Below are 11,217 nucleotides of genomic sequence, written 5' to 3'. Positions count from 1 at the left end.
ATCAAACTCTCCAAGAAAGTTGATTAGCTCATAAAAGTTACGTTGGCTCAGCTTCACTTTCATACGAAAGATTCACTGATAGTTATTGTTTGTTTGCACGATATTGTTTGTTTAGTTTTCAAAGATCGATATTCCAATGCCGCTCACAAGCGACTTTATTAATATATCATTTATGTTTTTCAGTGTCAACATTTTTTTATTATTCACTATTTAATTAATAACATCAATTTGTCGACCTAAATGATTATATCAGCTATCTTTTTCATAATCAAGAGGTTTTTGAAAATAAAAAGAGGAACACGCGGTCCCTCTCAGATTGTCGAGAAAGGGTATTTTTCTCGGCAATTTTTTATTTTGTCAGAATCATACCAAATTTATTGATTGTCCCTGCAAATAGGCCTGTTGATTTCCGCTCCGGGCACTCGCTTTCCGCGGGGAGGTCCTGGAGCCTCCTCGGCGCTTTGGCGGCCTGCGGGGTCTCCAGTGACCTCTCTATCCCGCAGGAGTCGAGTGCCCTCCGCTCCAATCAACAGGGAGGCAAATCACCCTAAAGTATTGCAACACACTTTTTCTAACCTTGCCAAGTGTGTTGCGATCGGACGGACCTTTTCAAGAAGGAACGGAAAATCAATATATTTATCAATCAAACGAAGAAGATGGTCATCAGGTACCAATTCATCAATAGATACAAATTCATATTCATTTTGGCTAGACTCTTTTGGCTTAAACATTGATTTCACCACTTATTTTTATTATTTATTAGTTGAGTTGAAGGTCTTTATTGAAAACACTCTGTTGATTGGTGCGGAAGCCACGAAGACTCCTGCGGGAGTACGGGGCAGGGGAGACCCCGCAGGAGCGAAGCGACGAGGAGGCTCCCCGGCACGCCCGCGGAAAGCGAAGTGCCTGGAGCGCCAATCAACAGACCTGTTGAAAAGCCTATATATCAATAATATTATAACAAATTAACGCGGTGAATTATTGAAGTAAATGAATAAAATAAGAGGCTGCCGAGGGTTTTTCGACAGCCTGAGAGGAACACGCGGTCCCTCTTTTTTTCTTTATTCTTCTGAAGATTCATCAACAAGTTCCTCTCCGGGAACCTCGATGGTTTCACCGTCGTCTTCTTGGATATCTTCTTCTTCTTTTTCTACCTTAGCAACAGTTGCCACATATTCATTTTCATTTTCCTTAATGCTAATGAGCTTTACACCTTGAGTGTTACGGCCCATAGTAGAAATTCCAGCTACATCTGTACGAATAAGGACACCACCTGTTGTGATGAGCATCAGATCCTCTTCACCTGTTACTGCTCTCATTGAAACTAGATTTCCATTTTTCTCAGTAATGTGGCAAGTTTTAATTCCTTTACCACCTCTGCCTTGAATTCGATATTCAGATGCAGGTGTACGTTTACCGTAGCCATTTTTCGTTACAATAAGGACATCATTATCCTCCTCTAAAACTTCCATGCCCACTACTTCATCATCACTGTCTAACGTGATTCCTTTAACCCCTGTAGCAGTTCTGCCCATTGATCTAACATCTGTTTCAGGGAAGCGGATCAGCATGCCTTTCTTAGTACCAATGATCATATGTTTTGTTCCATCGGTTAAACGGACAGAAATTAACTCGTCACCCTCGCGCAAATTCAAGGCAATTAAGCCATTATTGCGGATATTTGCGAATGATGTTAGCGGTGAACGTTTTGAAACGCCTTCTTTTGTTGTTAAAAACAAGTACCAATCATCTACAAACTCTTCAACAGGGATGATGGCGTTAACCCATTCTCCTTTTTCAATTCCCAAGAGATTTATAATTGGAATCCCCTTTGCCGTACGGCTAAATTCCGGTATTTCATACCCTTTAGACCGATACACTTTCCCCTTATTGGTAAAGAAGAGAATCGTATCATGTGTGGAAGTGGTGATTAAATGCTCGACAAAGTCATCTTCATTTGTACCCATTCCTTGTATTCCGCGTCCGCCGCGTCTTTGCGCACGATAAGTAGAAACAGGCAGACGTTTAATATAGCCGTTGTGTGTTAGACAAATAACAATATTTTCACGTGGAATTAAGTCTTCATCCTCAATATTTTCAATTCCGCCTGTTACGATTTCTGTACGGCGCTTATCATTAAAACGTTCTTTAATCTCAAGCAATTCCTCACGAATGATTTCAAGTACTTTTTCCTCGTCAGCTAAAATAGCCTTTAATTCAGCAATTAACTTGACTAAGCTTTGATATTCTTCCTCAATTTTTTCTCTTTCCAAACCCGTTAAACGCTGCAAACGCATATCGAGAATCGCTTGGGCTTGTTTTTCAGAAAGATTGAATTTTGTCATCAAGCCTTCACGTGCAATATCCGTTGTCTGAGAGCTGCGAATTAAACTAATAACTTCATCCAGATGATCCAGGGCAATCCTTAATCCATCTAAAATATGTGCACGTGCCTCTGCTTTACGCAACTCAAATTCTGTTCTCCTGCGAATAACCACTTTTTGGTGATCTAAATAATGCACTAAACATTGCTTAAGGTTCAACACCTTTGGATGTCCATTAACAAGGGCTAGTGTGTTGATTCCAAAGCTGGTTTGAAGAGCTGTATGTTTATATAAATTATTTAAGAGGACGTTCGCATTAGCATCTTTGCGAACCTCTATTACGATCCGCATCCCTTTACGGTCAGACTCATCTCTCAGATCTGTAATACCATCGATTTTTTTATCGCGAGCTAATTCTGCAATCTTTTCAACTAATCTCGCTTTATTTACTTGGTATGGTAACTCATTTACAATGATAACTTCTTTACCATTCGATTTTTGTTCAATTTCTACCTTTGCACGGATGGTTATAGATCCTCTGCCTGTTTCGTATGCTTTACGAATTCCGCTCCGGCCGAGGATGATCCCTCCAGTTGGGAAATCAGGTCCAGGGATAATTTCCATTAACTCTTGAGTAGTAATTTCCGAATCATGGCTAATGGCTAATACGCCGTCAATAACCTCTCCAAGCTGGTGCGGCGGGATATTAGTCGCCATACCAACAGCTATTCCAGTTGTCCCGTTAACTAACAGATTGGGAAATCTTGCTGGTAAAACAACCGGCTCTTTTTCCTCACCATCATAGTTGTCTTGATAATCAATTGTATCTTTGTTGATATCTCTTAATAATTCCATCGAAATTTTGGACATTCTTGATTCTGTATAACGCATTGCCGCTGCGGCATCACCGTCTACTGAACCAAAGTTCCCATGACCATCTACAAGCATATAACGATAGTTAAAGTCCTGTGCCATACGTACCATCGTTTCATAAACTGCAGCGTCACCGTGAGGGTGATATTTACCGATTACATCACCAACGATACGAGCAGATTTTTTATAGGGTTTGTCCGAATGCATTCCAAGATCATGCATCGCATAAAGAATACGGCGATGAACCGGTTTTAACCCATCTCGAACATCAGGAAGGGCACGTGAAACAATAACACTCATCGCATAGTCAAGAAACGAAGATTTCATCTCCTGACTGATATTAATCTCTTTTATTTGAGGATTTGGTGTTTCAGCCATATTTGGTACCTCCTATTATGGTTGCCGCTGCCTAGTTTAATCACCATATGAACTAGGTAAAAAGAAAAAGGAGGATAGCGGTCGTCCCTCTACCCTTTTTTATATATCTAAATTCTTTACGTATTGTGCATTTGCTTCGATGAAATTACGACGCGGTTCCACTTTGTCTCCCATTAACATCTCAAAGGTTTCATCTGCTTCTATCGCATCTTCAAGACTAACCTGAAGCATAGTTCTGGTAGAAGGATCCATCGTAGTTTCCCATAATTGTTCAGGATTCATCTCTCCCAAACCTTTATATCGCTGGATATTCGGCTTAGGTGTTGCCGGCAGCTCTGCAAAAATCCGTTCAAGTTCTTTGTCATTATAAGCATACTCGACTCGTTTACCTTGTTGAATTTTATATAGCGGCGGTTGGGCAATATAGATATAACCGGCCTCTAAAATTTGTCTCATGTAACGGTAAAAAAATGTTAAGATGAGCGTTCGGATATGAGCACCATCCACATCCGCATCCGTCATGATGACCACTTTATGATAACGGGCTTTAGAAATATCAAAATCCTCCCCGATTCCTGTGCCGATAGCTGTAATCATTGCCCTAACTTCATTGTTAGAAAGAATCTTATCCAGCCGCGCCTTTTCAACGTTAAGTATTTTTCCCCGGAGCGGCAGAATCGCTTGGAAATGACGGTCACGGCCCTGCTTTGCCGAACCACCCGCCGAATCACCCTCAACGATATAGATTTCACTCTCTGAAGGGTCTTTGGACGAACAGTCTGCTAATTTCCCAGGTAAACTTGAAACCTCTAAAGCGCTTTTCCGGCGTGTCAATTCCCTTGCCTTTTTCGCAGCGAGTCTTGCTCTTGCAGCCATTAAGCCTTTTTCAACTATTTTCCTAGCCACTACCGGATTTTCCAGCAGGAATTTTTCAAAGTGATTTGCAAAAACGGCATCGGTAATGGTTCGCACCTCTGAGTTACCGAGCTTTGTCTTTGTTTGCCCTTCAAATTGCGGATCAGGGTGTTTGATTGAGACAATTGCGGTTAAGCCCTCACGAACATCTTCACCTGAAAGATTGGCATCATTCTCTTTTATTAGACTATTTTTTCGTGCATAATCATTGATCACTCGTGTTAAAGCAGTTTTAAAACCGGATTCATGAGTTCCGCCTTCATAAGTGTGGATATTATTCGCGAATGAGTAAATGTTATCGGTATACCCTTCGTTATATTGAAGTGCAACCTCAACACTGATACCATCGCGGTCGCCATCAATGTAAATGGGTTCATCATGAATTACTTCCTTCGTGCGGTTTAAATGCTCAACGTAGGATTTAATTCCGCCTTCGTAGTAATATTCGTTATGTTTATTTTCTACACGCTTATCTTCGATTGTAATTTTGATTCCGCGATTAAGAAATGCAAGCTCACGGAGACGGGTTGCGAGTGTATCGTATTCATATTCCAGCGTTTCAGTAAAAATTTCACCGTCCGGTTTAAAATGAGTCGTCGTACCTGTTACGTCTGTTGTTCCAATTATTTTTATATCAGCCGCCGGTACTCCTCGCTCAAATTTTTGATAGTGAATATGACCATCTCGGTGAACAAAAACTTCAAGCTCCGTGGAGAGGGCGTTTACAACAGAAGCACCTACACCGTGAAGACCTCCTGAAACCTTATAACCGCCACCGCCGAATTTGCCCCCTGCATGGAGAACGGTCATGATAACCTCAAGAGCCGGTCTGCCTGTTTTCTCATGAATACCAACAGGAATACCGCGGCCATTATCTTTCACGGTAATGCTGTTATCATTCTCTATTATGACATTTACTTCATCACAATAGCCTGCCAATGCCTCATCAATACTGTTATCAACAATTTCCCAAACAAGATGATGAAGACCCTTACCACTTGTAGAACCAATATACATACCAGGCCTTTTCCGAACAGCTTCAAGACCTTCTAAAACTTGAATTTGATCAGCACCGTATGTTTGTTCCTTGACTGCTTTTTGTTCCATTGTCACCATAACTCACCTGCACTTTCTTACAAAAATAAATCTATTTCCCAGAGAAAAAACACTATTTCATTCATTTATCAAAATTCCTGTATACTCAGTTGACTTGAACGTTTCTTTAAAGTTCCGGAAGCAATTGGGGATAAGTAAACTTTGTCGGATGTTATCACGACCGATTTAAAGGGGTTTTTTGACAGGTTGACTAACTTGTTTTCATGATATTTAATAAACTCTTCCACCAATTCAGAAGAATTCACGCTCTCTTTATCCAGTATCGAAATAATATCTTTTGCCCTGATATTAAGGTCTTCTCCAATATGAATATACACGCACCCACCTCAAGTCACTTTCTTTAGTACGCCGGACTCTACTTTATAGGTTGAGGCCTCTTTTAAGGTTTGATGATGAATGCCTCCGACACTTGTTGTAGTCACAAAGGTTTGAATCCTGCCCTGGATGGTATTAAGCAGATGGGACTGACGATAATCATCCAATTCCGATAAGACATCGTCGAGTAAAAGAATCGGATACTCACCTATTTCAGAATGAATTAATTCAATTTCGGCAAGCTTAACAGATAGGGCGGTTGTTCGTTGTTGACCTTGTGACCCAAAGGTTTGAACATCTCTTCCGTTCACGAAAAATAACAAATCGTCACGGTGGGGACCGAACAGTGTCGTTCCTCTTTCTATTTCCCTCACCCTAACCCTGTTAAATTTCTCCTCAAAGCATGCTTTCATTTTCGACAAATCTTGGCCTTCTAATACATCTACCGACGGTTTATACTCAATTTTCAATGTTTCCAGACCCCTTGAAATCCCTTTATGGATGGGACCGGCCCATTTTTCAAGTAAATGCAGGAACTCGAATCTTTTTGAAACAATCTTTACCGCCATTTCAATAAACTGTTCAGTTAAAATTTCAAGCATGGTTTGATCGGTTTGTTTTTTTATCTGCATCATTTTTAAGAAATGATTACGCTGTTGAAGTATTTTTTGATATTGGCTCATATCATGTAAATAAATTGGCGAAACCTGCCCAATTTCCATATCTAAAAATCTGCGTCTAACTTGCGGGCTGCCTTTAACTAAGTTAAGGTCCTCCGGGGCAAACATTACCACATTTAAATTCCCGACATATTGGCTTAACTTTTGTTGTTCTATATGATTACATTTGGCCTTTTTACCCTTTTTTGAAATAACTAATTGCAATGGCAACGAACTGTATTGTTTTTGGACTCTACCCTCTATTTTAGCATAATCCCGGTCCCAGCGAATAAGATCTTTATCATTTGAAGTACGATGGGATTTTGCCATGGCTAAAACGTAAATTGATTCCATTACATTGGTTTTTCCTTGGGCATTTTCCCCGAGGATGACATTTACTTTATTTTCAAATTCAACCGATAGGCTTTCATAATTGCGATAATCCGTTAACACTAATTGCTCAATATACATGAACGTAAGATCCTTTAGCTACTCGGTAATCAAAAATTCTCCAAAGCCGGCAATCCGAACTTTGTCACCTGCGCGAAGCTTCCTTCCTCTTCTTTGATCTTGTTCACCATTAATAAAAATGTCATTTTCACTTAAAAACCATTTTGCCATTCCACCCGTTTGAATAACATCAGCCAATTTAAGAAATTGTCCCAATGTAATAAATTCCGTGTTCACCTTAATTTTTACAGGCAACATGTATCACTCATTTCTGAAATGGTCTCAATACTTTATTTTACTAAAAAATTGGTCCAGTTACAAAAAAATCTTGAAAAAAGAAAGAAAGCCGCCAGAAAGGTGGCGGCGATATTATTTTTTTTAAGAGATTTTAGTCACTTCCGCTTTTCAAGCTTAGTACGTTCTTACCGGTAAAATAAGCTGTAAAATCGTTTCATCGTGAAGCGGACGAATGACGAACGGTCTCATCGCTCCCGTAAAACTAACTTTAATATCCGTTCCTTCAAGTGCTTTTAAAGCATCCATCATGAATTTCGCACTAAACGAAATTTTCAACTCTTCACCGTCAATAGTTTGGCTTTGTATTTCTTCTACTACTTTCCCGATTTCCGGGGTATTGGAGGAAATTTCAATGATGCCTCCTTCTATTGTTGAAAACTTTACCACATTGTTTCTTCCTTCACGGGCAAGCAAGGATGCACGATCGATTGCCTGAAGGAATTCTTTTGTATTAACAACAACATCCGTTTTACTGTCATTTGGAATGAGCCTGGATGTATCAGGATAGTTTCCTTCTAACAATCTTGAGAAAAACAATAAATGCTTTGCTTTAAATAAAATTTGATTTTCAGTAATAACAATATCAATTAATTCACTATTGTCATCGATAATTTTATTTAATTCATTCAAGCTCTTTCCTGGGATTACAACATTATAGCTTTCATTATTTTCCGTTTCGATTCTTGCCTTTCTTAGTGCAAGGCGATGACTATCTGTTGCAATACAGGTCAGTTCCCCATTTTCAACCTTCCAGTTGACACCTGTCAAGATCGGTCGTGTTTCTGAGGTGGACACTGCGAAAAATGTTTGTCGAATCATGGCTTTTAATAAATCGGTGGCAATGTGAAATTTATTGCTTTCTTCTATTTGCGGCAGGTGAGGGTATTCCTCGGCATCTAAACCATTAAGGTTAAACTCAGATTTCCCTGACCGAATAACGGTTTGTAAATGATTAAGGACTTCCATTTCCACTGAATCGGTAGGAAGCTTTTTTACAATCTCACTAAAGAATTTTGCTTGGAGAACAATAGAACCTGTTTGTTTAATTTCAACAATTTCATCCCCGGATTCTTCTTTTGGAATAAAGGATTCAATCGAAATATCGGAATCACTTCCTGTTAAGGTGACACCTTCTTCATTTGCTGTAATTTTTATTCCGGTTAAGATTGGTATGGTTGTTCTTGATGTAACGGCCTTCATAACATCTTGAACACTTTGAACTAATCGGTCACGTTGGATAATAAATCTCATCTTTGTAATCCTCCGTTTTCTGCATAATTTTAATAGCAATAACATATAATATTAAGTTTTAAAAAAATAGTAGAAGTACTAGTAGGGCTTGTTAGTATGTGGATAACTCATTTTATCAAAGGAAACACAGCCTATCCACATGTGGACAGACTGTGTGTAAATGACAGCAAGTTATGCACAAAAAAACTAGATTTTTAACATTTCATTCAGTTCTTTTAGTTGTTTTTGGAGCTGGGAATCGGTAGCAAGCAGCTTAGAAATTTTTTCATGAGCATGAATGACAGTCGTATGGTCCCGCCCGCCAAACTCTTCTCCTATTTTAGGCAAAGAGTAGTCGGTTAATTCCCGTGACAGGTACATCGCAATTTGCCTCGGAAATGCGACAGATTTTGTCCTCTTTTTTGCTTTAAAATCCTCGAGCTTTATACTAAAGTGTTCACCTACAACCTTTTGAATTTCATGGATCGTAATTACTTTCGGTTTTGAACTCGGAATAATATCCTTTAATGCTTCCGCAGCAAGGTCTGCGTTAATATCTTTATTGATTAATGATGAATAGGCAACAACACGAATAAGTGCACCTTCAAGCTCACGGATGTTCGAATCGATTTGGTTTGCAATATACAGCATCACTTCATTTGGAATATCCAGGCCTTCCGCCTTTGCCTTCTTCCTGAGGATCGCTATTCTTGTTTCTAAATCCGGCGGTGTAATATCCGTAATTAATCCCCATTCAAACCGTGAGCGTAAGCGATCCTCCAAAGTTGGAATTTCTCTCGGCGGGCGGTCACTGGAGATAATAATTTGTTTGCTTTCCTCATGAAGAGCATTAAACGTATGGAAAAATTCTTCCTGCGTTGATTCTTTTCCGGCTAAAAACTGAATATCATCAATAAGCAAGACATCCACATTTCGATATTTATTGCGGAAATTCTCCGCTTTGTTATCACGAATGGAGTTAATAAACTCATTTGTAAATTTTTCTGATGATAAATAAACTACTTTGGCATTCGGGTTATGGTCTAAAACATAATGCCCAATGGCGTGCATTAAGTGCGTTTTTCCTAACCCTACACCCCCGTAAATAAATAAGGGATTGTAGGCTTTTGCCGGTGCCTCAGCTACTGCAAGGGAAGCTGCATGGGCAAAACGGTTACCTGATCCAATAACGAAAGTATCAAAAACATACTTTGGATTTAAGATATTTTGAGGAAAATCAGCATGATCGTCGTCCTTTTTCGCCTTTTTTCGAGGCACTGCCATATCCTGGTCGTCCACGTTCTGATTCTGCGGAATAATAAACTTTACAGAAAGTTCTTCTCCGGTAATTTCATAAAGAATACCGGAGATTAACTGGGAATAACGCTCTTCCAGCCAATCACGCGCAAATTCATTGGGAGCGGTAATGACAAGCAAGTCGCCTTGAAGGGAATGTGCCTTTGTAGACTTAAGCCAGGTATCAAAGCTAGGCTTGCTTATCTTCTTCTCAATATTGGCCAGAGCACGATTCCAAAGATCCGCAATATTTTCCAACTGGTGTCCCTCCTTATCTTCATAATAAAAATCTATCTACATAAATGGTCTGGCACTTTGCATAATATTTACTGTCGACTCCAAAAAAAATAATTTTTTCACAAAAGGCATGCAAGGTAGTTTTGTGCATTCTATCATCTCTATTTGACGATTGTTCCGTGGAAAAAAACTGTTATACAAGCTGTATAACCTATTAATTTATAAATATACGAAACCTTGTTTGTGGAAAATATATAATAAGGAAGTAAAGTGGAGTTTCGACAATATCCACCTCTTGTGGACAAGTTTCTGCAGAATGCTAGAATAACCTATCCACATGTTATCCACAATTTGTGGATAACGATAATTTAAGACAAAGTTATTCAGAGTGAAAACACAAATATAATATCAAATAATAGCAAGAGGTGCAATGTTTTTTCTTAGTTTATCCACAACTATTGCATTATGTGTATGAAAATTGTCCACAAGCATTTGGTTTGTGAAAAACCTGTCAATAACCTGTGAAAAAACCGAAAAAATTGTCGATTTTTTATCCACAGGGAAAATGGATTCTTTTTATACCTTTTTTAAAATGAAAAGAAGGATAAAATTTTTATCTTGGAGATTGTCCGGTTCCTGCGCTTTTCTTAACTTAACTTGGATCAAAAGTTCATGAAAGATACTCTTTTTTTAATAGATGCTTATGATTTGAAAAATAGGAATAAGGGAACAATATGAAGAAGGGAGTTGACAATTTCGCGTAGACATCTTTATAATAATTAAGACTGTCTTTAACAGCTATTCCTCAGGGAGGTGTCATATAATGAAAAGAACGTATCAACCAAATAAACGTAAACATAGCAAAGTTCACGGTTTCCGTAGTCGTATGAGCACAGCAAACGGACGTAAAGTTCTTGCTCGTCGTCGTCAAAAAGGAAGAAAAGTATTATCAGCTTAGGCCACTGAACATCTCAGTGGTCTTTTTTCTCATAAAAAGAAAAGCGGAAGCGCCTTGACCAGGGGCGACAAGCATAAGACAAGCGCTGGCGAAGGCGCGCTTTTTGCCTTCAGAAGCGATTGGCTTAGACCCAAGAGCCCCTAGGCGCTGGAGCTAGACAGTTATCAAT

9 protein-coding genes are annotated in these 11,217 nt (G+C 39.2%); 1 reads left to right on the top strand and 8 read right to left on the bottom strand.

The annotated features are described in order from the left end of the window. Window positions 1-542: 542 nt before the first annotated feature. The 8 genes from J2S10_RS20910 to dnaA form a co-directional block, all read right to left on the bottom strand. Entirely contained in the window at window positions 543-731 is a 189-nt protein-coding gene (locus J2S10_RS20910) for a hypothetical protein (RefSeq protein ID WP_307411887.1), read from the bottom strand. Between the two features lie 330 nt (window positions 732-1,061). Further along, window positions 1,062-3,575: a DNA gyrase subunit A gene (gene gyrA / locus J2S10_RS20905; protein WP_307411838.1), complete on the bottom strand. Its 2,514-nt coding sequence runs from the start codon at window positions 3,573-3,575 to the stop codon at window positions 1,062-1,064. 99 nt (window positions 3,576-3,674) lie between these two features. Next, window positions 3,675-5,597, bottom strand: a complete 1,923-nt coding sequence (gene gyrB / locus J2S10_RS20900; protein WP_307411834.1) for a DNA topoisomerase (ATP-hydrolyzing) subunit B — start codon at window positions 5,595-5,597, stop codon at window positions 3,675-3,677. Between the two features lie 77 nt (window positions 5,598-5,674). Beyond that, entirely contained in the window at window positions 5,675-5,923 is a 249-nt protein-coding gene (remB, locus tag J2S10_RS20895) for an extracellular matrix regulator RemB (RefSeq protein WP_307411831.1), read from the bottom strand. Between the two features lie 9 nt (window positions 5,924-5,932). After that, the gene (gene recF / locus J2S10_RS20890) at window positions 5,933-7,051 is read right to left on the bottom strand and encodes a DNA replication/repair protein RecF (protein ID WP_307411829.1); all 1,119 of its coding nucleotides are present in this window, start codon (window positions 7,049-7,051) and stop codon (window positions 5,933-5,935) included. A gap of 18 nt (window positions 7,052-7,069) precedes the next feature. Continuing rightward, the gene (yaaA, locus tag J2S10_RS20885) at window positions 7,070-7,288 is read right to left on the bottom strand and encodes a S4 domain-containing protein YaaA (protein WP_307411827.1); all 219 of its coding nucleotides are present in this window, start codon (window positions 7,286-7,288) and stop codon (window positions 7,070-7,072) included. A gap of 153 nt (window positions 7,289-7,441) precedes the next feature. Continuing rightward, window positions 7,442-8,578 carry a DNA polymerase III subunit beta gene (gene dnaN / locus J2S10_RS20880; RefSeq protein ID WP_307411825.1) on the bottom strand — a complete coding sequence of 379 codons (1,137 nt, stop codon included), beginning with the start codon at window positions 8,576-8,578 and terminating at the stop codon, window positions 7,442-7,444. 186 nt (window positions 8,579-8,764) lie between these two features. Continuing rightward, complete coding sequence (dnaA, locus tag J2S10_RS20875) at window positions 8,765-10,111, bottom strand: chromosomal replication initiator protein DnaA (RefSeq protein WP_307411822.1); 1,347 nt, start codon at window positions 10,109-10,111, stop codon at window positions 8,765-8,767. Between the two features lie 802 nt (window positions 10,112-10,913). Here dnaA and rpmH point away from each other — a divergent pair. Then, window positions 10,914-11,048, top strand: coding sequence for a 50S ribosomal protein L34 (gene rpmH / locus J2S10_RS20870; protein ID WP_192654778.1), 135 nt, complete (start codon window positions 10,914-10,916; stop codon window positions 11,046-11,048). Window positions 11,049-11,217: the final 169 nt, after the last annotated feature.

The sequence above is a fragment of the Neobacillus ginsengisoli genome, assembly GCF_030813055.1.
Note: the sequence above shows the minus strand (reverse complement) of the source record. Positions and strands in the feature narration are given on the sequence as shown.

Bases quoted from the DNA above. Each gene is read 5' to 3' on its own strand.
- J2S10_RS20910 (WP_307411887.1), bottom strand. From the start codon at position 731: ATGTTTAAGCCAAAAGAGTCTAGCCAAAATGAATATGAATTTGTATCT.
- gyrA (WP_307411838.1), bottom strand. From the start codon at position 3,575: ATGGCTGAAACACCAAATCCTCAAATAAAAGAGATTAATATCAGTCAG.
- gyrB (WP_307411834.1), bottom strand. From the start codon at position 5,597: ATGGAACAAAAAGCAGTCAAGGAACAAACATACGGTGCTGATCAAATT.
- recF (WP_307411829.1), bottom strand. From the start codon at position 7,051: ATGTATATTGAGCAATTAGTGTTAACGGATTATCGCAATTATGAAAGC.
- yaaA (WP_307411827.1), bottom strand. From the start codon at position 7,288: ATGTTGCCTGTAAAAATTAAGGTGAACACGGAATTTATTACATTGGGA.
- dnaN (WP_307411825.1), bottom strand. From the start codon at position 8,578: ATGAGATTTATTATCCAACGTGACCGATTAGTTCAAAGTGTTCAAGAT.
- rpmH (WP_192654778.1), top strand. From the start codon at position 10,914: ATGAAAAGAACGTATCAACCAAATAAACGTAAACATAGCAAAGTTCAC.